This window comes from Pseudomonas sp. E6002, from assembly GCF_013385565.1.
GTDB lineage: Bacteria > Pseudomonadota > Gammaproteobacteria > Pseudomonadales > Pseudomonadaceae > Aquipseudomonas.
Genome location: NZ_JACAPT010000001.1, coordinates 1 through 24,882 on the forward strand (window position 1 = coordinate 1; position 24,882 = coordinate 24,882).

Sequence of the window (24,882 nt, forward strand, 5' to 3'; positions counted from 1 at the left end):
GCTGTAAGAGCGGAACCAATATCAGCCATCACCCAAATAACGGATATGTACCCAGCCCCCAGCCCCCAGCAGCCCAACACATTGGCGTATCCTTACCCCTCCACCCCAAGGCCCGATCAAAAAATGCTGGTGATATCCAACAACGTGCACCTCCCCGACGCCGAGATCGAACTGACAGCCATCCGCGCCCAGGGCGCTGGCGGTCAAAACGTCAACAAGGTCTCCAGCGCCGTGCACCTGCGTTTCGACATCCCGGCCTCGTCCCTGCCTGACTTCTACAAGGAACGCCTGCTGGCCCTGCGCGACACCCGCATCACCAGCGAAGGCGTACTGATCCTCAAGGCCCAGCAATACCGCACCCAGGAACAAAACCGCGCCGACGCCCTCGAGCGCCTGGTGGAACTGATCCTCAGCGCCACCAAGGTCGAAAAGAAACGCCGCCCCACCAAACCCACCCTGGGCTCAAAGAAGCGCCGCCTCGAATCCAAGACCAAACGCGGCAGCATCAAGGCCGGCCGCGGCAAGGTGGACTTCTAACTCGCCTGACGTTCTTCGCGATACTTCGGCGCCTGCCGATACAAATACAGGCTCAACAGCAACCCGCCAAACGCCGCGATCGCCGCAAACAGGAAGATCGAGGCAAACCCGAACCCCGCCGCAATCGCCCCGGCCAACGGCCCGGTGATCCCCAACGACAAATCGATAAACAGCGAATACGCCCCCACCGCCGCACCCCGGCTCGAGGCGGGCACCAGGTTGACCGCCTCCACACCCAAGGCCGGAAACACCAGGGAAAAGCCAAACCCGCTCAACGCCGCACCCGCCAACGCCAAATGAGGATCCGGCGCCAGCCACAGCAGCAGCAGCCCCAGCGTCTCCACCGACAAACAGGCAATCGCTACGCGAAACCCGCCAATGCGGTTGATCAAATTGCCGAACAACAACCGCGCCCCGATAAAGCTGGCACCGAACAGGCTCAGGCACAGCACCGCGTTATCCCAATGCTGGGTCGCGTAATACAAGGTGATGAAGGTGGCGATGGTGCCAAACCCGATCGAGCCCAGCGCCAGCCCGCAGCCGTGAGGCAACACGCGCCCCAGCACATGCATGAACGGCAGGCGCTCGCCCACCACGATCGGCGCGGCGACTTTCGGCCAGGCCAGCAGCAGGCCCAGCACCGCCAGCAGGATGATGCTGACGCCCATGCTCCACAGCCCGAAATGACTGACCAGCAACACCCCCAGCGGTGCGCCGATGGCCAGGGCGCCGTAGCTGGCGATGCCGTTCCAGGAGATGACCTTGGCGGTATTCGCCGCGCCCACCCGGCCAATGCCCCAGCCGATGGAACCCGAGCCCACCAGGCTTTCAGCGCTGCCCAGCACCAGGCGGCCAATCAGCAGGCTGGTGAGGCTCAGCGCCGGCAGGTGTGACAGCCACGCCGAGAGCAACATGAACACGCCGCTCAACCCGCAACCGGCCAGGCCGTACATGACGGCGCGCTTGCTGCCGCGATTATCGATGATGCGTCCGGCATAGGGCCGGCTCAGCAGAGTGGCCAGGTATTGCACGCTGATCACAAGGCCCGCGATCACGGCGCCAAAGCCCAGGTCGCTGTGCACATAGCCAGGCAACACGGCCAGGGGAATGCCGATATTCAGGTAGCCGATGAAGGTGAACAAAACGATGGAAACGACTTGCAGCGTGACCGCCATGGGGCGCTGGGTATCTGGCATGGGGAGAGGTCCACTGTCGCAGCAGGAAAAGATAGGCTGCTTATGATACCGATGCTGGGCGCGTGCGGGGGCAGCAAAGCAAACTTTTAGCGATCGGCGGGGTTGAGCAGTTGCGTGGTTACCAACGCGGCGAGGGCGTTTTCCTGGGTGCCGAAGCGCTTGAGCAGGAGGGCCTGTTTTTCCGGAGTGAGGCGGTTCCATACGTCGACCATGTGCAAGGCAGTGTCGAGCAGGGCGGTATCGGGGGTGGTGTCGGTCATGGCGGGGCTCACGGTGTTCAGGCGGTGTGGAAAGCGCGCAATGTCACGCTTTCCACACGGTCTGGGTACGGCTCTCAGTCTTCGCTCTTGCGGTCGACCGGTTTTGCCTCTTTGGGCTCGGGCTTGGTGGCACCGGCCTGTTGCGGGGTTGGCTGCTCAGTTTCGTGCAGGCTTGGGAAGGGGAGATTAGGGATTTCGTGCATCGTCGTCGCTCCTCGCAAGATCTGTTTTATCAATCGCAGGTGATTCCGCGCGTTCAAAAAGCCTGTGCAGGATACAGCACTGTAAATGACAGAAAGATTTTATCTCAGAAAATGAACGCGTCTTCATCCCGCCGCGCAAGTGACGTGGCGCCACAGGGGTGTCGATTGTCATCGTACAACATCACCCTTCACGGATTGACATCGTACTGCGGACTGAATATAACGCTAACAGTTGTATGACGACATATGACGTTACAGTTTTATAGCGCCCGTAATACGGATGCGCTCGGTCGCAGAACGTACGCCTCAAATCTAAAAATAATTAAGGTGAAGCGATGAAAATCAAAGGCATCCGTTGGTGGATGGTCGGGCTGATGACGGTCGGCCTGATTATTAACTACCTGGCCCGCAACACGCTCTCAGTCGCAGCCCCCACGCTGATGACCGACCTGAGCATCTCCACTGAGCAGTATTCCCACATCGTTGTTGCCTGGCAGGTGTGCTACGCCTTGATGCAGCCGATCGCCGGTTATGTGATCGATGCGATCGGTACCAAGATGGGCTTTGCCATCTTCGCCATCTCCTGGTCGGTAGTCTGTGCCCTGGCGGCATTCGCCACCGGTTGGCAGAGCCTGGCAGTGGCCCGTGGCGCACTGGGGCTGACGGAGTCGGCGGGCTTCCCCGGTGGCGTCAAGGCGATTACCGAGTGGTTCCCGGCCAAGGAGCGCTCCGTCGCCATCGGCTGGTTCAACTTTGGTTCGTCGTTTGGTGCGTTGCTGGCGCCGCCACTGGTGGTCTGGGCGATTTTGCACAGCGGCTGGCAGTTGGCATTCCTGATCGTTGGCGGCATCGGCCTGGTGTGGAGCGGGCTGTGGCTGCTGCTGTACAAGCACCCGCGTGACCAGCGCCTGCTGGCCCAGGCCGAGCGTGAGTACATTGAGGCCGGCCAGGAAACCCACCTCAAGGAAGGCGTGCAGAAGAAAGCCAGCTGGAAGCGCATCCTCAAGAGCCGCAACTTTTTCGCCATCGCCTCGGCGCGGATGCTCTCGGAGCCGGCCTGGCAGACGTTCAATGCCTGGATTCCGCTGTACCTGATGACCGAGCGGCACATGAACATCAAGGAAATGGCGCTGTTCGCCTGGCTGCCGTTCCTGGCCGCCGACATTGGCTGTGTGCTGGGTGGCTACCTGAGCCCGTTGTTCCACCGCTACTTCAAGGTCTCGCTGTTCACCTCGCGCAAGCTGGTGATGCTGTTCGGTTGCCTGTGCATGATCGGCCCGGCGTGCATCGGCCTGGTGGACAGTGCCTACACCGCGATTGCCCTGCTGTGTGTCGGCGGTTTCGCCCACCAGACCTTGTCGGGTGCACTGTTTTCCATCGCCTCGGACTCATTCGGCAAGAACGACGTGGCCACCGCCACCGGTGGCGGGCAGATGTGCGGGTTTATCGGGGCTGCGGCATTTACTGCGGTGTTCGGCGTGCTGGTGACCAAGGTCGGCTACAGCCCGCTGTTTGTGGTGCTGGCGATTTTCGACATCATTGCGGCCATCGTGATCCTGATGGTGGCCCGGGAGATCGTCAAAGATCCGGAGCCAGCCACCCAAACCGGTCACGGCGGCACATTGCTGCCGGTTTAACCCTGGCGTTCCATCGCCACCTTGTAGAGCGAGTTCTTCGGCTGGGCAAACACCCGCGCCAGCATCGGCTCGAAGAAGCTCAGCGGCAGGGTGTCGTAGGCCGGGTCGAACGCCGCCGCGTCGTACTGCGCGCAGAACTCGATGGTTTGCCGGTACTGCGGGTGGTCGCCAAATTGCTCGCGCAGGTGGCGGTCCATCCCCAGGTGGTGGAAGAAGTAGTAGCCCTGGAAGATCCCGTGCTTCTCCACCATCCACAGATTCTCGGCGCTTACGAACGGCTTGAGAATCGCGGCGGCGATGTCCGGGTGGTTGTAGGAACCGAGGGTGTCGCCGATGTCGTGGAGCAGGGCGCACACCACGTACTCTTCATCCCGGCCATCGTGCCAGGCGCGGCTGGCGGTTTGCAGCGAGTGGGTCAGGCGGTCCACCGGGAAGCCGCCGAAGTCGCCCTCCAGCAGCCGTAGATGCGCCAGGATCCGGCTTGGCAATTGCCGTGCGTAAGCACTGAAATCCTTGGCGATGATCGCCCAGTCTTCCTGGGTACCATCCTGCATATGGGTGAAACGGGCCTGCTGGTTCATCAAAGCCTCTCTTATTATTCTTTAAGCGTGGGGCTAGAACGGCACCTTGCCCAGAATCATGTCGCGGTACATCACGAAATCCCCCAACAGGCTGTACAGCGGATGCTGGAAGGTCGCCGGGCGATTCTTTTCAAAGAAGAAATGGCCGATCCAGGCAAAGCTGTAGCCGGCCACCGGCAGCGCCAGCAGCAGTAGCCACGCACCTTTGCCGATCGCCAACGCGAGAATGAAGATAACGAGGCTGGTGCCGATAAAGTGCAGGCGACGGCACGTACTGTTGCCGTGTTCGCTCAGGTAATACGGGTAGAAATCGGCGAAGCTGTTGAATTGCCTGGCATTTTCCACAGTGGTCGGCCCTCTGGTTATTGTTCTGCCCGACAGATGTTCGGCGGGGAGCTTATTTGAGTCTAGAGTCATCAGTGGTAACAGCCAGTGACAATAGATGCCACTTTAGTATCCTTCGGATTCCTGGCTGTCGTTTCAGCCTTCCTTGTTAAGAAAACGCCATGAGCGAACGAACGACTTCTGCAAGCTGGGCGATGGGGATAGTCAAGGCGCTGGAAATGGACGGCCTGGATTGCCGTGCCTTGTTCAAGCAGCTTGGCCTGGATTACGCCGCGCTGAATGACCCGGATGCACGCTTCCCCCAGGACTCCATGACCCGGCTCTGGCAGCGCGCGGTCGAGCTGTCGGGCAACCCGGCGATTGGCTTGAACATGGGCAAGGTGGTGCGCCCGGCATCGTTTCATGTGGCCGGCTACGCCTTGATGTCCAGCAATACCCTGGCCGAAGGTTTTATGCGGCTGGTGCGTTACCAGCGAATCATTGCTGAAAGTGCCGACCTGAGTTTCCGCCTGTTACCCGAAGGTTATGCGCTGATTCTGACGGTGCACGGCGACCACCTGCCGCCTACCCGGCAAAGTGCCGAAGCGTCCCTGGCCAGTGCCCTGGCGTTATGCGGCTGGCTGACCGGGCGCACGTTGCAACCGCGCAAGGTGCTGGTGCAGGGCGATCAGCCAGCGGACCTGGCACCCTATAAACAAGCCTTCCATGCACCGCTGGTGTTCAACGCGCCCTATGACGCGCTGATCTTCGAACGGGCCGATATGGAGGCGCCGTTGCCCACGGCGAACGAGGCGATGGCGTTGTTGCACGATCGTTTTGCCGGGGAGTACCTGGCGCGGTTTTCCGAGAGCCGGGTGACCCACAAGGCGCGGCAGGTGCTATGCCGATTGCTGCCCCAGGGCGAGCCCAAGCGTGAAGTGGTTGCGCAGACGTTGCACCTGTCCCAGCGCACCTTGCAGCGCCGCTTGCAGGAGGAGGGCACGAGTTTCCAGACCTTGCTCGACGACACCCGCCGCGAACTGGCCGAGCAATACCTGGCGCAGCCGAGCATGACCCTGCTGGAAATTGCCTACCTGTTGGGGTTTGCCGACCCGAGCAACTTCTTTCGTGCGTTCCGCCGCTGGTTCGATGCCACGCCCGGCGAGTACCGGGCGCGGTTGCATGAGCTGCCTGTCAGTGACGCCAAAACGCCGGAATGCACAGCACAAACACCGTAATGATCTCCAGCCGGCCCAGCAGCATGCCGAATGACAGGATCCACTTGGCAGCGTCCGGCAGGGTGGAGAAGTTACCGGCCGGGCCGATGGTTTCACCCAGGCCCGGGCCCACGCCGGACACGGTACTGGCGGCGCCGGTCAGTGCGGTCATCCAGTCCAGGCCCAGCAGTGACAGGGCCAGGGCGATGGCGCAGATGGTGATGGCGAAGAAAAACGAGAAGGTCAGGATCGAACGCACGATTTCTTCATCGAGGCGATGGCCGTTGTACTTCTGCTTGATCACCGCTCGCGGGTGAATCAACTGGTTCAAGTTGGCCTTGAGCAGGATGTAGGCGACCTGGAAACGGAAGATCTTGATCCCGCCAGCCGTGGAGCCGGAGCAACCGCCCACAAAGCCCAGATAGAAGAACAGCATCAGCGAGAAATTGCCCCAGATGCTGTAGTCCCCCAGCGCAAAACCTGTGGTAGTGACTACCGAAGTGACGTTTACCGCCACGTGGCGCAGCGCCTCCAGCCAATGCAGATTGGTGGTCCACCAATACCAGGTGCCGAGCACCAGCCAGGTCACCAGCAGCAAGCCGAGCATGCCTTGCACCTGCTGATCCTTGATCAGTGCCCGGCGGTTGCCACGCATCGTGGCCACATACAGGGTGAACGGCAGGCTGCCCATGATCATCACCACCACGGCCACCCAGTGCACCGCCGGCTGTTTCCAGTGGGCCAGGGATTCGTCGGAAGTGGAAAACCCGCCGGTGGAAATTGCCGACATCGCATGGTTGATCGCATCGAACAGCCCCATCCCGGCCCACCAGAACGCCAGGCTGCCGAGGATGGTGATGCCCACGTACGCCGCCACGATCAGGCGCGCCACCATGTGTGAGCGGGGCATGACCTTTTCCGAGCGGTCGGAGGATTCGGTCTGGAACAGGCGCATGCCACCGATGCGCAGCAGCGGCAGGATCGCCACCGCCATGCCGATAAAGCCGATACCGCCGAGCCAGTGCAGCAGCGAGCGCCAGATGAGGATGCCCGGGGACATGGTGTCCAGGCCGCTGAGCACCGTGGAACCGGTGGCCGTGATGCCCGACATGCTTTCGAAGAACGAGTCGGTGTAGCTGATGTGCTGGGTCAACAGGAACGGCAGTGCGGCGAAGATGCACACCACTAGCCAGCTGGAGACGGTCAGCAGGTACATGTCCCGCGGGCGCAGGTGCACGTGTTCCGGGCGGCCGGGGATGACCAGTGCCAGGCCCGCGATAAAGGTAATCAGGCTGGCCCAGAGGAACGACGGCAGGTCGCTGGTGCGTTCAAAAAACACCAGGGTCGCCATGGGGATGACCATGGCGATCGCCAGGGTGATCAGGAAGATGCCGATAATGAAACCGATTATCCGTAAGGTCGGCAACGCCATGAGGTCCGCTCGGGGTGACAGGAAAGGCGCCATTCTACCTGCGGTGCAGGGCAAGTAAACCGGGGGGGCGTTGGAGACGTGGCAGATCAAGTGTGGGAGCGGGCTTGCTCGCGAAAGCGGTGTATCAGTCAACGGATGCATTGGCTGACCCACCGCTTTCGCGAGCAAGCCCGCTCCCACAGGAGATTTGTGCTGGTTGATGGAGCTTGGAGGGCAGGCACAAAAAAGGCGACCCGAAGGTCGCCTCATTCAACGCGGCACTGATCAGAACTCGTGATCAGCGTTATCCGGGTTCAAGTCACTGATGCCCAGCTTGCCAGCAGCCTGTTCGATCGAACCGGTCTGCTTCACCAATGCGGCGATGGCGTCACGTACGATCTGGTTGCCTTTGTCGTTACCGGCAGCAATCAACTGGTCGTAGTGTTCGCCGTTGTTGGCGTGGTCCACCATCACCTGGATCTTCGCTTCGGTGGAGGCCAGGTCAGCCTTCAACGCTTCATCGGCCGCCGGGTCGGCCTTGGCCACCAGGGAAGACAGGCTGGCGCCGGTCATCTTGGTACCGTCGGTGCGGGTGTACTCACCCAGGTAAACGTTACGAATACCCTTGGCGTCGTAGAAGTGCGAGTTGTGGGTGTTGTCGCTGAAGCAGTCCTGTTCGTCTTCCGGCGAGTTGGCTTCCAGGGAAACCTTCATGCGCTCACCGGCCAGCTCGCCCAGGGACAGGCTACCCATGCCGAACAGCATCTTGCGCAGGCCATCGGTCGCAGGTTCTGCTTCCAGCGTGGCGCGGTAGTTGTCTTCGACGTTGGGCTTCCAGTTGCCGACCATTTCTTCCAGGTCGCTGACCAGCAGTTGAGTCACGGCGCGCAGGTAGGTGCGGCGGCGCTCGTTGTGGCCGCCAGTGGCGCCATCACCGGTCATGTAGTCCGACGCTGGACGGTTGCCGGCGCCCGGGCCGGTGCCGTTCAGGTCCTGGCCCCAGAGCAGGAATTCAATTGCGTGGTAGCCGGTGGCTACGTTGGCTTCGGAACCGCCCAGCTCATTCAGGCTGGCGAGTTTTTCCGGGGTGATGTCTTTGACATCGACCTTGTCTTCGCCGACCTGGATCTCGTTGTTGGCGATGATGTTGGCGGTGGCGCCAGGGTTGCCCAGGGCGTGTTCGTAGGTCTTGTCGACGTAGTCGATCAGGCCTTCGTCCAGGGGCCAGGCGTTCACCTGGCCTTCCCAGTCGTCAATGATGGTGTTGCCGAAGCGGAACACTTCACTCTGCAGGTACGGCACGCGCGAGGCGATCCAGGCGGTACGGGCCGCTTTCAGGGTGTCGTCGTTCGGGTTGGCAAGGAAAGTGTCGATCGCGGTTTGCAGGGTTTTCGCGGTGGACTCGGCATCGCTGTATACCGCGAACACCATGTCAGCGTAATGCGCGACCACGGCCTTGGCGGCGGCCTCGTCTACCTGGCCTGCCGGGGCAGCCGCCGGGGCGGTGGTGCTGGCGGCGGCCGGGGCTTGAGGCGCGGCGGCCTTGTCTTTGCCTTCACCGCAACCGGCGAGCGAAATGGCAATGGCGAGAAGGCTGGCGGTGGCCAGGGGCATACGAATCATGGCGAACATCCTGCTTCGGTTGTTGATGGGGCACGCGGGGGGCGCGCAAAACTGCGACATAATGCGAAAGATTTGCATTTTGTGTAAAGCGTTATAAGCAGGAAATATTTAGTATCGATTTGCCGGCCATCGGTGCGCGTGGCCCCGATGGCCGGCATCGCTTCAGAGGATGGCGGCGTTATTGCGCTGGGCCTGTTTCAAGTAGGCCACCAACTCCCGTGCCGGCAAGGGTTTGCTGTAGTGGTAGCCCTGACCCTCGTGGCAACCCTCGGAGATGATGTAGGCCTCCTGTTCGGCGGTCTCCACACCCTCGGCGATCACCTGCATGCCAAGGCTTTTGCCGAGCTGGATGATCGCCCGCACGATGGTCGCATCGTCGTCGTCATCCAGCAGGTCCTGGACGAAGCTCTTGTCGATCTTGATCTTGTCCAGCGGCAGGCTTTTCAGATAGCTCAGGGACGAATAGCCGGTGCCGAAGTCATCAATCGCAATCAGTGCCCCGGAGCGGCGCAGGCTCAGCAGGTGCTGGGCGGCGGTGCTGATGTCTTCCATCAGGCCGGTCTCGGTGACTTCCAGCTCCAGGCTACGCGGCGGCAAGCGGTAGATTTGCAGCAGGTTGTTGACCACCCGTGGCAGCTCGGCGTGGTGCAACTGTACGGTCGACAGGTTGACCGCCATGCGCAGCTCGGTGAAGCCCAGGTCATGCCATTCCCGCAGTTGCCGGCAGGCCTGGTCCAGTACCCATTCGCCGATGGCAATGATGGTGCCGTTCTGTTCGGCCAGGGGGATAAACAGGTCGGGCGGCACCAGGCCGTGCTCCGGGTGCTGCCAGCGGATCAACGCTTCGACACCCACCACACGGTGGTCGAGATAGCTGATCTGCGGCTGGTACACCAGGTGAAACTGCTCGCGGCTCAAGGCGTCGCGCAGATCCTTTTCCAGCTCGCGGCGGCGGCGCATTTCGCTGTCGACGCTGGCGATATAGAACTGGTAGCGGTTGCGCGAGCGGCTCTTGGCCAGGGTCATGGTCTGTTCGGCTTTTTGCAGCAGCTTCTCGGTGCTGTCGCCGTCTTCCGGGAACAGGGTGATGCCGATGGTGGCACGCAGGCGGATCTGTTCGTGATCGAGGGCGAATTCGGCTTCCAGGTCGTCGAGGATGCTTTGTGCCAATTCGGCGGCTTCGTAGGGCTGCTCGATATCGGCCTGCACCAGGGCGAACTGGTCGCCGCCGAGGCGGGCGAGGGCGCCGAGGCGGCCGCTGTGGGCGCGCAGGCGGTCGGCCAGGGCCAGCAGCAACTGGTCGCCGGCCTGGTAGGTGAACTGCTCGTTGACGCTTTTGAAGTCATCCAGCCCCACGCACAACACCGCGACCCGGCGTTGCCGGCGGCCGGCGTCGATCAGGATCTTGTCCAGTTGCTCCTGCAGTTTCTGGCGGTTCGGCAGGCCGGTCAGGAAGTCGTACTGGGCCATGCGCAGCAGGCTGTTTTCCGCCTCATGGCGCAAGTGCGTATTGCGCTCGATGGATTCGAGCAACTGGTTGGCGGTGTTGATCCAGAGCCCCAGCTCGTTTTTCTCGTGGCCCTTGAGCTGCGGGATCTTGTGCTCGCTGGGACGGTCGGGGTTGATCGAACTCAGGTGCTCGATGATGCGCGACAGCGGCTTGGTCAGCAGCCAGTGATAGACCAGGTACAACACCAGCCCCATGGCCAGCGCCCGCAGCACCCCGGAGATGAAAATGATCACTGAACTGACAAGAAACCCTTTGCCATAGGTGGCGGTGTCGAGGGTGATGCTCAGGTCACCGTAGTACTCGCTGTAAGGCCCGCGCCCCACCAGCGGCGTGGTGAACGTGCGTTCCTGGCCCAGAATCAGGTCGGTCAGCCAGCGGCTCGGGGATTGTTGCAGGTCGCGGGTTTTTTCCGCGAGCATGGTTTCGTTGGGGTGGCCGATGGAGGCCATGCGCACGGCATCATCCTGGAACAGGCCTTCGATGACCTGCATGCCCATCTCCCGGTCCAGACTGTAGACGGCCTGGGTGGACGGGTCGCGAAACATGTCGAGGATGCGCTGGGCATCACCGGCCACGGCCTGGCGCGTCTTGTACGCATCAAAGACGATCTGCGCCGCGCTCAGTACCACGCCCACGGCCAATGCCGAAAGCAGTACCACCCGTAGCAACTTCACCGACAAGCTGTTTTTGAGTTCCAGCTTCAAAGGGTTATTCCTTGTTCCATGCGGGTAGCCTCAATATGCCATGAGTATTGGCAATCCCGTGAGGGCAGTCAAAGGGACATTGCGGCCAGGGCAGGTTTTGCAGTTTAGATGAGCGCGTCCGGGGGTAAGACGTTGGGAGGGGGAATGGAAAGGCAGGCCTGGCATGGAGTGAAGTCGGCGGATCGTACGTGCCGACTTCTTGTACTGTCTTTTCAGGACGAGCGCGGGTTTTTCAGGCCAGCGAAACAAACCGTCGAGCGTCAGCGCCCATCAGGTAAACGAAATTTTCGGCGGTTGTGGCTGGTCTTGCGCCTGAGGGTCGATTTGCCCCAAGGCCTGTCGAGCTATGTCCACGGTCTTATCAAGGATGCCCAAGCTTTTGTCCAGGACGTCCAGGCCCTTATCTGTCACGTTATCGAACACGTTAAGTGCTTGAGGGGCCATGCCGATCAAAGATGCTAGATCCATATCAAGTTCTCCTGCAGTCAATCAGAGGGACATTCCTCTTACATGCTGCGTGGCGAAATCCTTTTGATGAGTTCCAGCGTTTTCCTGGCATTTTTCCATTTGTAATCGCCCACAAAAAAGCCCGGCAATCGCCGGGCTCTTTCTACTGCAAGCGGTACTTAAGCGGTGAAGGTCTTGCCTTCGAACTGCTCAGCCACGAACTTCCAGTTGACCAGGTTCCAGAACGCTTCCACATACTTTGGACGCACGTTGCGGTAGTCGATGTAGTAAGCGTGTTCCCAGACGTCGCAGGTCAGCAGCGGGGTGTCGCCGCTGGTCAGCGGGTTGCCGGCGCCGATGGTGCTGGCCAGGGCCAGGGAACCGTCAGCCTTTTTCACCAGCCAGCCCCAACCGGAACCGAAGGTGCCGACCGAAGTCTTGGTGAACTCTTCCTTGAACTTGTCGAACGAACCGAAGGCAGCGTTGATCGCCTCAGCCAGTGCGCCGGTAGGTTGGCCGCCAGCGTTTGGCGCCAGGCAGTTCCAGTAGAAAGTGTGGTTCCAGACCTGAGCGGCGTTGTTGAAGATGCCGCCCGAAGAAGACTTGACGATTTCTTCCAGGGTCTTGCCTTCGAACTCGGTGCCAGGCACCAGGTTGTTCAGGTTCACGACATAGGTGTTGTGGTGCTTGTCGTGGTGGTATTCCAAGGTTTCCTTGGAAATGTGCGGCTGCAGGGCATCGTGTGCGTAGGGCAGCGGCGGCAATTCGAAAGCCATGATGATTCTCCTAATCAGGTCAGTTGCGGTGAGCGCAAGGCCGATCACGGGCGGCCAAACAAGCGCCGGGGAGTTTGTACTCTTTGCGGCGCAGGGGCTGGATCATAGCACCGGGGGTGCGGCAAAACCACGCAACAACTGTGTGGGATAGAGGTTCCAGAGCGTTTTGGAATATCTACGCTGCGCTGATTAATTGATAGGCCACGCTGAACATCATGGCGGCTACCAGCAGGTCCAGAATCCGCCAGGTGGCGGGGCGCGCCAGCCACGGTGCCAGCCATGCGGCGCCCAGGGCCAGGGTCATGAACCACAGGAATGAAGCGCTGGCGGCGCCGGCCACGTAGGCGCCCGGTTCGGTTTGCTGGGCGCCGAGGGAGCCGATCAACAAGACGGTGTCCAGGTACACGTGGGGGTTGAGCAACGTCACCGCCAGGGCGCTGAGCATCACCGCCTTCAACGAGCGTACCTTGAGGTTCTCGCCCTCGCCCAGGCTCTGCTTCGAGCAGGCCCGGCGCAGGGCGAGGGTACCGTACCAAAGCAGGAACGCCGCGCCACCCCAGCGGGCAATCGCCAGCAATACCGGGTTATGCGCCAGCACGGTGGCCAGGCCGAATACGCCGGCGGCCACCAGGATCGCGTCGCACACCACGCACAGTGCCGCCACCGGCAGGTGATGTTCGCGCCGCAGGCTCTGCGCCAGCACAAACGCGTTCTGGGTGCCGATCGCCATGATCAAACCAAAGGCCACCAATAGGCCGTTCATATAGCTTTGCCACATAGGATTTACTCCGCGCCCGCCGCCAATTGCCGCAACACCGTCATGGCGCGCTCGGCATCGGCGCGGCCGACAAACAGGTGATCGTGGTAGTAGCCGGCAATCACGTTGCAACTGATCCCGGCCTGGCCCAGGGCCGTGGCGAACGCGGCGGTCAGGCCGACCGCTTCCAGGGCCGAATGCACGTTGAGGGTGATCCACGCAGCCACATAGTCGAAGGCCAGTCCGGCCCGCTCGGCCTGCTGGCGCTCGACGATCAACGTCAGGCCTTCCTGCTCGCGGAAGCTGCCGATCACCTCGCAACCTTCGGGGATTCGGCTGTCGGCCAGGGTGCAGAACACGTAGTCGCCGTCATTGAGCTGTGGGCTCATGCTGCGCAGCAGGGTTGCCAGGGCGGTTTCGCCAGCCATGTGGAGGTCCTTGAATAAGAAGAAGCGATGCTGGCTATTCTCCCGTCCAAGGCTGTATAAGAAAAACCAATATTGCTGATCGCTCATTAGGAAAACTGATGTTCGACTATAAATTGCTTTCCGCCCTGGCGGCGGTGGTGGAACAGGCCGGCTTCGAGCGGGGCGCGCAGGTACTGGGAATTTCCCAATCGGCGATTTCCCAGCGCATCAAGCTGTTGGAGGCGCGAATCGGCCAGCCGGTGCTGGTACGTGCCACGCCGCCGACGCCCACCGAGATCGGCCGCCGCCTGCTCAACCACGTGCAACAGGTACGATTGCTGGAGCGCGACCTGCAAAGCCAGGTGCCCGCGCTGGATGAAGAGGGCATGCCCGAGCGCCTGCGCATCGCCTTGAATGCCGACAGCCTGGCCACGTGGTGGGCCGAGGCGGTGAGCGACTTCTGCGCCGAGCAGCATTTGCTGTTGGACCTGGTGGTAGAAGACCAGACCGTCGGCCTCAAGCGCATGCGCGCCGGCGAAGTGGCAGCCTGTATTTGCGCCAGCGAACGCCCGGTGGCCGGCGCCCGCAGCCTGTTGCTCGGCGCGATGCGGTATCGGGCGCTGGCCAGCCCGGCGTTTGTCGCTCGGCACTTTCCCGAGGGCGTGCGGGCCGATCAACTGGCCCGCACGCCGGCGCTGGTGTTCGGCCCGGATGATTTCCTGCAGCATCGCTACCTGGCGTCCCTGGGCGTCGACGGTGGTTTCGAACACCATCTATGCCCCTCGTCCGAAGGTTTTATTCGCCTGACGGAAGCCGGATTGGGCTGGGGCCTGGTGCCCGAACTGCAGGTGCGCGACCAGCTGGAAAAGGGCGTGTTGGTGGAGTTATTGCCAGATAAGCCGATCGATGTGCCGCTGTACTGGCATCATTGGCGCAGTGGTGGACAATTGCTGGGCCTGCTGACGGATCATCTGGCACACACAACGGGGCAATGGTTGGTGCCGTTGGAGTGATGGCCAGCGTCAAGGCAACAGCGATGAAAAACGAAAGAATGCGGAGTAAGTCATGAAAATTCTGGTCACCGGCGCAAGCGGCTTCATTGGCGGGCGCTTTGCGCGTTTCGCCCTGGAGCAGGGCCTGGACGTGCGGGTCAACGGGCGGCGGGCCGAAGGTGTGGAACACCTGGTACGGCGCGGCGCCGAGTTTATCCAGGGTGATTTGAATGATCCGGACCTGGTGCGCGAGCTGTGCCGCGACGTCGAGGCCGTGGTGCATTGCGCCGGGGCCGTGGGGCTGTGGGGGCGTTATCAGGACTTCCACCAGGGCAATGTGCTGGTTACCGAAAACGTGGTGGAGGCCTGCCTCAAGCAGCGGGTCGGGCGCCTGGTGCACCTGTCTTCGCCGTCGATCTACTTCGACGGCCGTGACCACCTGGGCTTGACCGAAGAACAAGTGCCCAAGCGTTTCAAGCATCCGTATGCAGCCACCAAATACCTGGCGGAGCAAAAGGTGTTTGGCGCCCAGGAGTTTGGCCTCGAAGTGCTGGCCCTGCGCCCGCGCTTTGTCACGGGGGCCGGCGACATGAGCATCTTCCCGCGCCTGTTGAAGATGCAGCGCAAGAACCGCCTGGCGATTGTCGGCGATGGCCTGAACAAGGTCGATTTCACCAGCGTGCACAACCTCAATGAAGCCCTGCTCAGCAGTTTGCTGGCGACGGGCTCGGCGTTGGGCAAGGTCTACAACATCAGCAACGGCGCCCCGGTGCCGGTGTGGGATGTGGTGAACTACGTGATGCGACAGATGGACATGCCTCAGGTCACCCGTTATCGGTCCTACGGCTTGTCTTACAGCGTTGCGGCGCTCAATGAAGCCTTCTGTGCCATGTGGCCAGGGCGCCCGGAACCGTCTTTGTCACGGCTGGGCATGCAGGTGATGAACAAAGATTTCACCCTCGACATCACCCGCGCACGGCATTATCTCGACTACCAGCCCAAGGTCAGCCTGTGGGCGGCCCTCGACGAGTTCTGCAGTTGGTGGAAGGCCCAGGACGTGGGACTTAAATAACCGGCAACACACCGGGAACCGAATTTGCGAACCCGGGTCGATCAGTGCGGCAGGTCGGGGGTTTATACTCCGACGCCTGGCTATCCATATGCCACCTCAAAGGATTTAAGGTTGATTCATGCGTAACGATGCTAACGACGACTTCGACAACGTTCCCAGCCTGCGGGCCGACACCTCGGACGACGATGATTTCGAGCCCACGCCGGCTACCTCCGTGCGCTCCCGGCCTGCGCCGGTTGTCAAGGTCAAGAGCGCCAGTACCGGGCCGCTGTGGGCATTGGTCGGTGCGCTGCTGTTCGCCTTCGCCGGCCTTGCCTGGTGGAGCTTCCAGCAGATTTCCCTGATGGGCCAGCAACTGGTGGCGACCCAGGAAAGCTTCGCGCGCATCAGCGAGGAAGCGGCGGGGCGCCTGCAGGATATTTCCGGCAAGGTGGTGGCCAGCGAAGCCAATGTGAATAATGGCAGCGAGGCCCTGAAACTGCAGATCAAGCAGCTGGAGACCCAGTTGCTGGAGCAGGGCAAGCAGCAGATGGGCGTGGCCGGCCAGGCAACGGACCTGGACAAGCGCCTGGAGCAGATGACCGCCAGCACGACCCAACTGTCCAGTGCCAACGCGCAATTGCAGGGCCAGGTCCAGGCGCTGACGGAGGCGGTGGCTACCCTCAAGTCCCGGGACGCCGAGTTCAAGGACCTCTCCGCCGACGTCGCAGCCCTGAAAAAACAGGGCAACCCCACGGCCGCCATCGCCCGCCTGGAGCAGGACCTTGTGGTCCTCAAGAGCGAACTGGACAACCGCGCCGCGGCTTCCGACGGTCCGTCCACCAAAGAGTTCGACGTGTTCCGCATCCAGACCACGCGTAACGTCACTGCCTTGCAAAGCCAGGTGCAGAACCTGCAGCAGCAGATCAACCAGCCGGCCCGGATCACCCCTCTCGGGCAGCAGTGATGTGAGGTGCTGTAGGCGTCACTACACATGACGCCTGCAGGCCCTGGCACAATCAATGTCACCAATCGGTGACATTTCCCGTCCCCTTCGTTACTTGCCCTCGCGCCGCCCTTGTTTAGACTCCCGTCATCCCGCACATAATAAAAAGGGCTAATCATGACCACGCAACCACTGCCTGCCAGTAGTTGGCTGAACGCACCTGCCCATCACGCCTGGCTTGCCACTGAAGGCCAGCGCCTGCTGTCATTCGCCAAGGCTTCCAGGCTGCCTGAGGGCTTCGGCAACCTTGACGATCAAGGCGTCTTGCCGCCCGATGCCGTCGCCGAAACCATGAACACCGCCCGCATGACCCATAGCTTTGCCATGGCCCATGGTCTGGGCCTGCCAGGTTATGCCGACCTGGTGGAACACGGCGTCGTGGCCCTCAGCGGCCCGCTGCGCGATGCCCGGCACGGCGGTTGGTTCGCCACGCCCGACGCCCGCGACGGCAACACCGGCAAGGCCGCCTACCTGCACGCCTTTGTCGCCCTGGCCGCCAGCTCCGCAGTAGTGGCCGGCGCGCCCGGCGCGCAAACCTTGCTCAACGACGCGATCCACATCATCGACCAGTACTTCTGGAACGAAGAGGAGGGCGCGATGCTCGAGTCCTTCGCCCAGGACTGGAGCGGGGTAGAAGCCTATCGCGGCGCCAACAGCAACATGCACGCCACTGAAGCCTTCCTGGCCCTGGCCGATGTCACCGGTGAAACCCGCTGGCTGGACCGGGCACTGCGCATCGTCGAGCGGATTATTCATACCCATGCGGCGCAAAACCGGGACATGGTGATCGAGCATTTCGACAGCCATTGGCAACCCCTGCGTGGTTACAACGAAGACAACCCGGCCGATGGTTTTCGTCCCTACGGCATCACCCCCGGCCACGGCTTCGAATGGGCGCGACTGGTGTTGCACCTTGAGGCTGCGCGCCTGGATGCCGGGCTCGTCACCCCTGAGTGGCTAGTGACCGACGCCAAGGGCCTGTTCGCCAGCGCCTGTGAATACGCCTGGGCCGTCGACGGCGCTCCCGGCATTGTCTACACCCTCGACTGGAGCCAGCGCCCCGTGGTGCGCGAGCGCCTGCACTGGACCCATTGCGAAGCCAGTGCCGCTGCCCAGGCGCTGCTCAAACGCACGGGGGAGCTGCATTACGAAACCTGGTACCGGCGCTTCTGGGAGTTCTGTGAAACCCGTTTCATTGACCGCACCCACGGCAGCTGGCACCACGAACTGAGCCCGAAAAACCAGCCCAGCGCGAAAATCTGGGGTGGCAAACCGGACCTCTACCACGCCTGGCAGTCTGTCTTGCTGCCGGGGCTACCCTTGTCACCGAGCATGGCCAGTGCCGTGGCCACCGGGCGCTATGTCACCAAGTGGTGACATTTTGGCGTCCCTTTGTTACCTGCACCTGAAAAATCCCTGTTTAAACTCGTTTGCAGCGCAAGCACCGACTTGCATGCATAACAACAAGAAAAAAGGTACTCAGATGAAAGCGATCAGTCGCCTCGCCGTAGCTATTTCCGTTGCCTCGTTGTTTCCCCTCAGTGCTTTTGCCGCCGACTCGAAAGGGACGGTTGAAGTTGTGCATTGGTGGACCTCGGGTGGCGAGAAAGCGGCAGTAGATGTCCTGAAGGCCCAAGTTGAAAAAGACGGTTTCACCTGGAAAGACGGTGCCGTCGCCGGCGGTGGCGGTTCCACTGCCATGACCGTACTGAAAAGCCGCGCCGTTGCTGGCAACCCGCCAGGCATGGCCCAGATCAAAGGCCCCGACATCCAGGAATGGGCGTCCACCGGGCTGCTCGACACCGACGTCCTGAAGGAACCCGCCAAAGAAGAGAAGTGGGACAGCCTGCTGGACAAGAAAGTCTCCGATACCGTGAAGTACGAAGGTAACTACGTGGCCGTGCCGGTGAACATTCACCGCGTGAACTGGCTGTGGATCAACCCGGAAGTGTTCAAGAAAGCCGGTATCACCAAGAACCCGACCACTCTCGAAGAATTCTACGCAGCGGGCGACAAGCTCAAGGCCGCGGGCTTCATTCCGCTCGCCCACGGTGGCCAGCCTTGGCAGGACAGCACCGTCTTCGAAGCGGTCGTGCTCTCGGTCATGGGGGCTGACGGTTACAAGAAAGCCCTGGTCGACCTCGACGAAAAAGCCCTGACCGGCCCTGAAATGATCAAGTCCCTGACCGAGCTGAAGAAAGTCGCGACCTACATGGACGCAGACGGCAAAGGCCAGGACTGGAACCTGGAAGCCGCCAAGGTCATCAACGGCAAGGCCGGCATGCAGATCATGGGTGACTGGGCCAAGAGTGAATGGACCGCCGCCAAGAAAGTCGCCGGCAAAGACTACGAGTGCGTAGCCTTCCCGGGCACCGACAAGGCCTTCACCTACAACATCGACTCCCTCGCAGCCTTCAAGCAGAAAGACAAAGGCACTGCTGCCGGTCAGCAGGACATCGCCAAGGTCGTGCTGAGCGAAAACTTCCAGAAAGTCTTCAGCATCAACAAGGGCTCGATCCCGGTTCGTATCGACATGTTGCAAGACATGGGCAAATACGGCTTCGACTCCTGCGCCCAGACTGCTGCCAAGGACTTCCTGGCGGATGCCAAGACTGGCGGCCTGCAACCAAGCATGGCCCACAACATGGCAACCACGCTGGCGGTACAAGGCGCGTTCTTTGATGTCGTGACCAACTACATCAATGACCCGAAAGCTGACCCTGCCGATACCGCGAAGAAACTCGCGGCAGCGATCAAGTCGGCCAAGTAACGGTTAGTACCGAATGGCCTTGTGGGGGGACCCCTAACCCCCACAAGGCCTGTTCCTGTAGTCCTTTTTCCCTGTACTGGATTTTCCCATGAGTTCTGTTGCTGTGTTCAGCAAAGCCTCGCCGTTCGATGCACTGCAGCGCTGGCTACCCAAACTGGTGCTGGCGCCGAGCATGTTCATCGTTCTGGTGGGCTTCTATGGCTACATCCTGTGGACGTTCGTGCTGTCGTTCACTAACTCGACTTTCCTGCCGACCTACAAATTCGTAGGTCTGGCGCAATACGTGCGCTTGTTCGACAACGACCGCTGGTGGGTCGCGAGCAAGAACCTCGCGGTGTTCGGTGGCATGTTCATCGGCATCACCCTGGTGATCGGCGTGACCCTGGCGATTTTCCTCGACCAGAAAATCCGTCGCGAAGGTTTTATCCGCACCATTTACCTGTACCCGATGGCGCTCTCGATGATCGTCACCGGTACCGCCTGGAAATGGCTGCTCAACCCAGGCATGGGCCTGGACAAACTGCTGCGTGACTGGGGCTGGGAAGGCTTTCGCCTGGACTGGCTGATCGACCCGGACCGTGTGGTGTATTGCCTGGTGATCGCTGCTGTGTGGCAAGCCTCGGGCTTCATCATGGCGATGTTCCTCGCCGGCCTGCGCGGTGTTGATCAATCGATCATCCGTGCGGCGCAGATCGACGGCGCGAGCATGCCGCGCATCTACTGGAAAGTGGTGCTGCCAAGCCTGCGCCCGGTGTTCTTCAGTGCGGTAATGATCCTGGCGCACATCGCGATCAAGAGCTTCGACCTGGTGGCGGCCATGACGGCGGGTGGTCCGGGTTACTCCTCCGACCTGCCGGCGATGTTCATGTACTCCTTCACCTTCAGCCGCGGCCAGATGGGCATGGGTTCGGCCAGTGCGATTCTGATGCTCGGTGCGATTCTCGCGATCATCGTGCCTTACCTGTACTCCGAGCTGAGGACCAAGCGCAATGACTAGTCTTGCTGGCAAACCTGCCATCAGCCTGAGCCGCGTCGCGATCTACGCGGTGCTGATTCTCGCTGTCCTGCTGTACCTGGTGCCGTTGGTGGTCATGTTGCTCACCAGCTTCAAGACCCCGGAAGACATCAGCACCGGCAACCTGCTGAGCTGGCCCACCGTGATCACCGGCATCGGCTGGGTGAAAGCCTGGGCCACGGTTGACGGCTACTTCTGGAACTCGATCAAGATCACCGTTCCGGCGGTACTGATCTCCACCGCCATCGGTGCGTTGAACGGCTACGTGCTGTCGATGTGGCGCTTCCGTGGTTCGCAGTTGTTCTTCGGCCTGTTGCTGTTCGGCTGCTTCCTGCCGTTCCAGACCGTGCTGCTGCCAGCTTCGTTCACCCTCGGCAAGATGGGCCTGGCCAGTACCACCACGGGCCTGGTGTTCGTGCACATCGTCTACGGGCTGGCGTTTACTACACTGTTCTTCCGTAACTACTACGTCAGCATTCCCGATGCACTGGTGAAGGCGGCTCGCCTGGATGGCGCGGGGTTCTTCACGATCTTCCGCCTGATCATCCTGCCGATGTCGACACCCATCATCATGGTGTGCCTGATCTGGCAGTTCACGCAGATCTGGAACGACTTCCTGTTCGGCGTGGTGTTCTCCAGCGGTGATTCGCAGCCCATCACGGTGGCGCTGAACAACCTGGTCAACACCAGTACCGGGGTCAAGGAATATAACGTTGATATGGCGGCGGCGATGATCGCCGGGCTGCCGACCCTGCTGGTCTATGTGGTCGCAGGCAAGTATTTCGTGCGCGGCCTGACGGCCGGCGCGGTCAAGGGGTAATCATGGCAACGCTCGAACTTCGTAACGTAAACAAGACCTACGGTACCGGTCTGCCGGACACCCTGAAGAACATCGAACTGTCGATCAAGGAAGGTGAGTTCCTGATCCTGGTCGGCCCTTCGGGTTGCGGCAAATCGACCTTGATGAATTGCATTGCCGGCCTGGAAAACATCACCGGTGGCGCGATCATGATCGGCGACCAGGACGTCAGCGGCATGAGCCCCAAGGATCGTGACATCGCCATGGTGTTCCAGTCCTACGCGCTGTACCCGACCATGAGCGTGCGCGAGAACATCGAATTCGGCCTGAAGATTCGCAAGATGCCCCAGGCGGCGATCGATGAAGAAGTGGCGCGAGTGGCCAAGCTGCTGCAGATCGAGCACCTGCTCAATCGCAAGCCGGGCCAGCTCTCCGGTGGCCAGCAACAACGTGTGGCCATGGGCCGGGCACTGGCGCGTCGCCCGAAGATCTACCTGTTCGACGAACCGCTGTCCAACCTCGACGCCAAGCTGCGGGTCGAGATGCGTACCGAAATGAAACTGATGCACCAGCGTCTGAAAACCACCACCGTCTACGTCACCCACGATCAGATCGAAGCGATGACCCTGGGCGACAAAGTGGCGGTCATGAAGGACGGCATCATCCAGCAGTTCGGCACGCCGAAAGAGATCTACAACGACCCGGCCAATCTGTTCGTGGCGAGCTTCATCGGTTCGCCGCCGATGAACTTCATTCCACTGCGCCTGCAACGCAAGGACGGCCGCCTGGTGGCGCTGCTGGACAGCGGCCAGGCCCGCTGTGAATTGCCGTTGAACATGAACGATGCCGGTCTTGAAGACCGCGAAGTGATCCTGGGCCTGCGCCCGGAGCAGATCGTACTGGCTGCCGCTGAAGCCACCGGCGCGCCGACCATTCGGGCCGAGGTGCAAGTCACCGAGCCGACCGGTCCGGACACCCTGGTGTTCGTGCAAATCAATGACACCAAGGTCTGCTGCCGCCTGGCGCCCGATGTGGCGCCGCAAGTGGGCGAGACCCTGACCTTGCAGTTCGACCCGGCCAAGGTGTTGCTGTTCGACGCCAAGACCGGCGAGCGCCTGGGCACTGCCGCTTCGTTGCCTGCCCAGGACCGTGCCGACAACGTCGCTCAATTCAAGGGACGCTGAAGTTTCAAATGATGTGTAGGGGCTTTTGTGAGAGTCCTGCTCTCACAAAGAAGTAAACCGCGTTAGATAAAAACAGTTAATAACAATAAAGACGAGGATGTAGGGATGAAAAAGCACCACAACAACACCCGGTTGTTCTGCCAACTGTCAGCAGCAGCAGCCCTGGTACTGTCCGCCAATGCGATGGCGGACGACGCGTTCAGCGCCGACTCCAAGTGGATGACCGGTGATTGGGGCGGCGAACGTACCAAGCTGATCGAGCAAGGTATCGACATCAAGGCGGATTACGTCGGTGAAGTCGGTGGCAACCTCAGCGGTGGCTACAACAACGACAAGACTGCCCGTTACGCTGACCAGTTCGGTCTGGGCGTGGCACTGGACCTGCAAAAGCTGTGGGGCTGGGACAACACCCAGGCCAAGATCCAGTTGACCAATCGTAATGGCGCAAACATTTCCAACGACCGTATTGGCGACCCGCGTGCCGGCACCTTGAGTTCGTCTCAGGAAGTCGACGGCCGAGGCCACATGGTGCGTCTGACCCAGTTCTGGATTCAGCACCAGATGTTCGACAACAAGCTGGACGTGAAACTCGGTTACTTCGGTGAAGGCGAAGACTTCAACACCTTCCCGTGCGACTTCCAGAACCTGTCGTTCTGTGGCTCGCAGGTCGGTAACTATGTAAACACCTGGTACAACTGGCCCGTCAGCCAGGCGGCTATCCGCGTGAAGTACAACATCACGCCTGAGCTGTATGCGCAAATCGGTGCGTACAACCAGAACCCGTCGCAACTGGAGCACGGCAACGGCTTCAAGCTCAGCGGCAGCGGCACCAAGGGCACCGTATTGCCGGTTGAATTGGTCTGGTCGCCGAAGGTCAATGGCCTGCCGGGCGAATACCGTGTGGGTTACTACAAGAGCACCGCCGACGCTACCGACGTACGTGAAGACGTCAACGGTAACGATGCTGGCACCACGGGCGCAGCCTTCCGCGTTCGCAGCAGCAAAAGCGGTTACTGGGGCGTTCTGCAACAGCAACTCACCACCCACAATGGCGATGCTTCCCGCGGCTTGAACATTGCGGCCAACGTCACCTTCCACGACAAAGACACCAACCTGGTCGACAACTACCAGTCGCTGATGCTTGTGTATAAAGGTCCATTCGACGCACGTACAAAAGATGACGTGGGTATCGGTGTATCCCGTATCCATGCCAACAGTGACGTGAAGAAAAATGCTGAGTTGCTCAACGCGGCCGGCGGTTTCACGGATTATGACCAATCGGGTTACGCACCGCTGCGTAACACGGAGTACAACGTCGAACTCAACTACGGCATCCACGTCACCAACTGGCTGACCGTGCGTCCCAACCTGCAATACATCGCCAACCCAGGTGGTGTTAAGCAAGTCGACAACGCGGTGGTAGCGGGCCTGAAAATTCAGTCTACGTTCTAACGTTGTTGCGATAAGCTCCTTCTCTCTGTGCGCATTTTGCGGGTAGCCATGGCTATCCGCTTTTTTTTGTGTGGGAGCTGGCTTGCCTGCGATGCGCGCCCCGCGGTGTATCTGCCACACCGAGGCGATGCCATCGCAGGCAAGCCAGCGCCTGCAAAGATATTCAGGACCGTGGCACATGCATGAGCATCCGCTGCAACGCTTTTTCAAATCCCTGCGCGAGCGGCCGGTATTCGCCTGGGAACGCTTCCAGATGCGCGATGTGCTGGTGATTGATCACCCGCTCTGCCAGGCGGTGTTCAGTCGCCAGGGCGCGCAATTGCTGCACTTTCAGCCCACGGGCCAGAAACCCTGGCTGTGGTGCGCGGCCAAGTGGCCGCAGGTCGGCGCCATCCGTGGCGGCGTGCCGGTGTGTTGGCCGTGGTATGGCCGCCATCCCAGCGAAAACGCCTGGCCGTCCCATGGTTGGGCACGGCTGATCGACTGGAAATTGCTGGACAGCAGCACCGACGACGACGGCGTGCGTTTGCACTGGCAATTGCAGCTATGCGACTGGCAGGTGGACCTGCATGCACACCTGGGGGAAACCCTGGAGCTGCGCCTGGCCACCGAGCACCAGGACGAGCTGCCGTGCCAATTGAGCCATGCTTTGCACGCCTATTGGCGGATTGGCAACGTTGGTGAGATAGCGCTGTCTGGGCTGGATGGCGCGCAGGGCTACGACCAGCTGAATCGCCAGGCGTGCCAGCAGGAAGGTGAGTTGCGTGTCGATGGTGGGTGTCAGCGGGTGTTCCAGCACGACGGCGAACTGCACCTCAAGGACCATGCCTGGCAGCGCGAATTGTGCATCGACACCGGCGAGAGTGCCGACACGGTGGTGTGGCACCCGGGGAGTCGACCGTTGCTGGGGGTGAGCTTCAACGAGGCTGCGGGGTTCGTGTGTGTGGAGTCGGCGATGGCTGCTGCGAGCCTGGCGCCGGGGGAGAGGGCGCATTTGAGTTTGCAGGCGAGGGCGGGGGCTTG

25 protein-coding genes are annotated in these 24,882 nt (G+C 61.0%); 13 read left to right on the plus strand and 12 right to left on the minus strand.

Annotated features, from left to right (window positions below; translation table 11 throughout):
• The first annotated feature begins 123 nt into the window (after positions 1-123).
• Entirely contained in the window at positions 124-537 is a 414-nt protein-coding gene (gene arfB, locus HX815_RS00005; RefSeq protein WP_003212972.1) for an alternative ribosome rescue aminoacyl-tRNA hydrolase ArfB, read from the plus strand.
• Here arfB and HX815_RS00010 read toward each other — a convergent pair.
• From HX815_RS00010 to HX815_RS31530, 3 genes are all read right to left on the minus strand, one after another.
• On the minus strand, positions 534-1,733 hold the full coding sequence (locus HX815_RS00010) for an MFS transporter (protein WP_003212974.1): 1,200 nt from the start codon (positions 1,731-1,733) through the stop codon (positions 534-536). The two genes, arfB and HX815_RS00010, sit on opposite strands and share 4 nt — an antisense overlap.
• Positions 1,734-1,819: 86 nt before the next feature.
• The gene (locus HX815_RS00015; protein WP_008430977.1) at positions 1,820-1,993 is read right to left on the minus strand and encodes a hypothetical protein; all 174 of its coding nucleotides are present in this window, start codon (positions 1,991-1,993) and stop codon (positions 1,820-1,822) included.
• A 74-nt stretch (positions 1,994-2,067) separates the two neighbouring features.
• Positions 2,068-2,196 carry a hypothetical protein gene (locus tag HX815_RS31530; protein ID WP_003212978.1) on the minus strand — a complete coding sequence of 43 codons (129 nt, stop codon included), beginning with the start codon at positions 2,194-2,196 and terminating at the stop codon, positions 2,068-2,070.
• A 362-nt stretch (positions 2,197-2,558) separates the two neighbouring features.
• On the opposite strand from HX815_RS31530, the gene HX815_RS00020 reads away from it, so the two are divergent.
• The gene (locus HX815_RS00020) at positions 2,559-3,833 is read left to right on the plus strand and encodes an MFS transporter (RefSeq protein WP_052024259.1); all 1,275 of its coding nucleotides are present in this window, start codon (positions 2,559-2,561) and stop codon (positions 3,831-3,833) included.
• On the opposite strand, the gene HX815_RS00025 is transcribed toward HX815_RS00020, so the two are convergent.
• Together HX815_RS00025 and HX815_RS00030 are read right to left on the minus strand one after the other, a co-directional pair.
• Positions 3,830-4,414 carry an HD domain-containing protein gene (locus HX815_RS00025; RefSeq protein ID WP_177027642.1) on the minus strand — a complete coding sequence of 195 codons (585 nt, stop codon included), beginning with the start codon at positions 4,412-4,414 and terminating at the stop codon, positions 3,830-3,832. The genes HX815_RS00020 and HX815_RS00025 overlap by 4 nt on opposite strands.
• A gap of 33 nt (positions 4,415-4,447) precedes the next feature.
• On the minus strand, positions 4,448-4,759 hold the full coding sequence (locus tag HX815_RS00030; protein WP_177027643.1) for a DUF962 domain-containing protein: 312 nt from the start codon (positions 4,757-4,759) through the stop codon (positions 4,448-4,450).
• 161 nt (positions 4,760-4,920) lie between these two features.
• Between HX815_RS00030 and HX815_RS00035 the strand changes: the two genes are divergently transcribed.
• Positions 4,921-5,976, plus strand: coding sequence for an AraC family transcriptional regulator (locus HX815_RS00035; RefSeq protein ID WP_003212986.1), 1,056 nt, complete (start codon positions 4,921-4,923; stop codon positions 5,974-5,976).
• Here the strand turns inward: HX815_RS00035 and HX815_RS00040 are convergent.
• From HX815_RS00040 to HX815_RS00070, 7 genes are all read right to left on the minus strand, one after another.
• Positions 5,933-7,387 carry a TrkH family potassium uptake protein gene (locus HX815_RS00040; protein ID WP_177008478.1) on the minus strand — a complete coding sequence of 485 codons (1,455 nt, stop codon included), beginning with the start codon at positions 7,385-7,387 and terminating at the stop codon, positions 5,933-5,935. The genes HX815_RS00035 and HX815_RS00040 overlap by 44 nt on opposite strands.
• Before the next feature lie 264 nt (positions 7,388-7,651).
• Complete coding sequence (locus HX815_RS00045; protein WP_003212990.1) at positions 7,652-8,989, minus strand: imelysin family protein; 1,338 nt, start codon at positions 8,987-8,989, stop codon at positions 7,652-7,654.
• 162 nt (positions 8,990-9,151) lie between these two features.
• Positions 9,152-11,203: a bifunctional diguanylate cyclase/phosphodiesterase gene (locus tag HX815_RS00050; RefSeq protein ID WP_003212994.1), complete on the minus strand. Its 2,052-nt coding sequence runs from the start codon at positions 11,201-11,203 to the stop codon at positions 9,152-9,154.
• Between the two features lie 270 nt (positions 11,204-11,473).
• Positions 11,474-11,671 (minus strand): hypothetical protein, encoded by a 198-nt coding sequence (locus HX815_RS00055; RefSeq protein ID WP_003212995.1) that lies wholly within the window; start codon positions 11,669-11,671, stop codon positions 11,474-11,476.
• 158 nt (positions 11,672-11,829) lie between these two features.
• Positions 11,830-12,426 (minus strand): superoxide dismutase, encoded by a 597-nt coding sequence (locus HX815_RS00060; protein ID WP_003212997.1) that lies wholly within the window; start codon positions 12,424-12,426, stop codon positions 11,830-11,832.
• Between the two features lie 175 nt (positions 12,427-12,601).
• Positions 12,602-13,204: a LysE/ArgO family amino acid transporter gene (locus HX815_RS00065; protein ID WP_003212999.1), complete on the minus strand. Its 603-nt coding sequence runs from the start codon at positions 13,202-13,204 to the stop codon at positions 12,602-12,604.
• 5 nt (positions 13,205-13,209) lie between these two features.
• Positions 13,210-13,611 carry an ACT domain-containing protein gene (locus tag HX815_RS00070; RefSeq protein ID WP_003213000.1) on the minus strand — a complete coding sequence of 134 codons (402 nt, stop codon included), beginning with the start codon at positions 13,609-13,611 and terminating at the stop codon, positions 13,210-13,212.
• A 98-nt stretch (positions 13,612-13,709) separates the two neighbouring features.
• Here HX815_RS00070 and HX815_RS00075 point away from each other — a divergent pair, with 98 nt between their 5' ends.
• From HX815_RS00075 to HX815_RS00120, 10 genes are all read left to right on the plus strand, one after another.
• Positions 13,710-14,603: a LysR family transcriptional regulator ArgP gene (locus tag HX815_RS00075; protein ID WP_102369765.1), complete on the plus strand. Its 894-nt coding sequence runs from the start codon at positions 13,710-13,712 to the stop codon at positions 14,601-14,603.
• Between the two features lie 52 nt (positions 14,604-14,655).
• A complete protein-coding gene (locus tag HX815_RS00080) occupies positions 14,656-15,654 on the plus strand; it encodes an NAD(P)-dependent oxidoreductase (protein ID WP_003213003.1) in 999 nt (332 codons plus the stop codon).
• A gap of 118 nt (positions 15,655-15,772) precedes the next feature.
• Positions 15,773-16,600, plus strand: a complete 828-nt coding sequence (locus HX815_RS00085; RefSeq protein WP_003213005.1) for a hypothetical protein — start codon at positions 15,773-15,775, stop codon at positions 16,598-16,600.
• 156 nt (positions 16,601-16,756) lie between these two features.
• Positions 16,757-18,016, plus strand: coding sequence for an AGE family epimerase/isomerase (locus HX815_RS00090; RefSeq protein ID WP_177027644.1), 1,260 nt, complete (start codon positions 16,757-16,759; stop codon positions 18,014-18,016).
• Positions 18,017-18,122: 106 nt separating this feature from the next.
• The gene (locus HX815_RS00095) at positions 18,123-19,409 is read left to right on the plus strand and encodes an ABC transporter substrate-binding protein (RefSeq protein WP_003213009.1); all 1,287 of its coding nucleotides are present in this window, start codon (positions 18,123-18,125) and stop codon (positions 19,407-19,409) included.
• Positions 19,410-19,497: 88 nt separating this feature from the next.
• A complete protein-coding gene (locus HX815_RS00100) occupies positions 19,498-20,406 on the plus strand; it encodes a carbohydrate ABC transporter permease (protein WP_003213011.1) in 909 nt (302 codons plus the stop codon).
• Positions 20,399-21,244 carry a carbohydrate ABC transporter permease gene (locus HX815_RS00105; RefSeq protein WP_003213012.1) on the plus strand — a complete coding sequence of 282 codons (846 nt, stop codon included), beginning with the start codon at positions 20,399-20,401 and terminating at the stop codon, positions 21,242-21,244. The genes HX815_RS00100 and HX815_RS00105 overlap by 8 nt, the downstream gene beginning before the upstream one ends.
• A 2-nt stretch (positions 21,245-21,246) precedes the next feature.
• The gene (locus HX815_RS00110; RefSeq protein WP_017475738.1) at positions 21,247-22,407 is read left to right on the plus strand and encodes an ABC transporter ATP-binding protein; all 1,161 of its coding nucleotides are present in this window, start codon (positions 21,247-21,249) and stop codon (positions 22,405-22,407) included.
• Between the two features lie 105 nt (positions 22,408-22,512).
• On the plus strand, positions 22,513-23,859 hold the full coding sequence (locus HX815_RS00115; RefSeq protein ID WP_177027645.1) for a carbohydrate porin: 1,347 nt from the start codon (positions 22,513-22,515) through the stop codon (positions 23,857-23,859).
• 178 nt (positions 23,860-24,037) lie between these two features.
• The coding region (locus tag HX815_RS00120; RefSeq protein WP_003213018.1) for a D-hexose-6-phosphate mutarotase at positions 24,038-24,882 on the plus strand (845 nt) is incomplete at its 3' end.

Coding starts and splice junctions, on each gene's coding strand:
- HX815_RS00040 (WP_177008478.1), bottom strand. CDS start 7,387: ATGGCGTTGCCGACCTTACGGATAATCGGTTTCATTATCGGCATCTTC.
- HX815_RS00045 (WP_003212990.1), bottom strand. CDS start 8,989: ATGATTCGTATGCCCCTGGCCACCGCCAGCCTTCTCGCCATTGCCATT.
- arfB (WP_003212972.1), top strand. CDS start 124: ATGCTGGTGATATCCAACAACGTGCACCTCCCCGACGCCGAGATCGAA.
- HX815_RS00010 (WP_003212974.1), bottom strand. CDS start 1,733: ATGCCAGATACCCAGCGCCCCATGGCGGTCACGCTGCAAGTCGTTTCC.
- HX815_RS00080 (WP_003213003.1), top strand. CDS start 14,656: ATGAAAATTCTGGTCACCGGCGCAAGCGGCTTCATTGGCGGGCGCTTT.
- HX815_RS00110 (WP_017475738.1), top strand. CDS start 21,247: ATGGCAACGCTCGAACTTCGTAACGTAAACAAGACCTACGGTACCGGT.
- HX815_RS00065 (WP_003212999.1), bottom strand. CDS start 13,204: ATGTGGCAAAGCTATATGAACGGCCTATTGGTGGCCTTTGGTTTGATC.
- HX815_RS00075 (WP_102369765.1), top strand. CDS start 13,710: ATGTTCGACTATAAATTGCTTTCCGCCCTGGCGGCGGTGGTGGAACAG.
- HX815_RS31530 (WP_003212978.1), bottom strand. CDS start 2,196: ATGCACGAAATCCCTAATCTCCCCTTCCCAAGCCTGCACGAAACTGAG.
- HX815_RS00035 (WP_003212986.1), top strand. CDS start 4,921: ATGAGCGAACGAACGACTTCTGCAAGCTGGGCGATGGGGATAGTCAAG.
- HX815_RS00095 (WP_003213009.1), top strand. CDS start 18,123: ATGAAAGCGATCAGTCGCCTCGCCGTAGCTATTTCCGTTGCCTCGTTG.
- HX815_RS00090 (WP_177027644.1), top strand. CDS start 16,757: ATGACCACGCAACCACTGCCTGCCAGTAGTTGGCTGAACGCACCTGCC.
- HX815_RS00055 (WP_003212995.1), bottom strand. CDS start 11,671: ATGGATCTAGCATCTTTGATCGGCATGGCCCCTCAAGCACTTAACGTG.
- HX815_RS00100 (WP_003213011.1), top strand. CDS start 19,498: ATGAGTTCTGTTGCTGTGTTCAGCAAAGCCTCGCCGTTCGATGCACTG.
- HX815_RS00070 (WP_003213000.1), bottom strand. CDS start 13,611: ATGGCTGGCGAAACCGCCCTGGCAACCCTGCTGCGCAGCATGAGCCCA.
- HX815_RS00105 (WP_003213012.1), top strand. CDS start 20,399: ATGACTAGTCTTGCTGGCAAACCTGCCATCAGCCTGAGCCGCGTCGCG.
- HX815_RS00060 (WP_003212997.1), bottom strand. CDS start 12,426: ATGGCTTTCGAATTGCCGCCGCTGCCCTACGCACACGATGCCCTGCAG.
- HX815_RS00085 (WP_003213005.1), top strand. CDS start 15,773: ATGCGTAACGATGCTAACGACGACTTCGACAACGTTCCCAGCCTGCGG.
- HX815_RS00025 (WP_177027642.1), bottom strand. CDS start 4,414: ATGAACCAGCAGGCCCGTTTCACCCATATGCAGGATGGTACCCAGGAA.
- HX815_RS00015 (WP_008430977.1), bottom strand. CDS start 1,993: ATGACCGACACCACCCCCGATACCGCCCTGCTCGACACTGCCTTGCAC.
- HX815_RS00115 (WP_177027645.1), top strand. CDS start 22,513: ATGAAAAAGCACCACAACAACACCCGGTTGTTCTGCCAACTGTCAGCA.
- HX815_RS00020 (WP_052024259.1), top strand. CDS start 2,559: ATGGTCGGGCTGATGACGGTCGGCCTGATTATTAACTACCTGGCCCGC.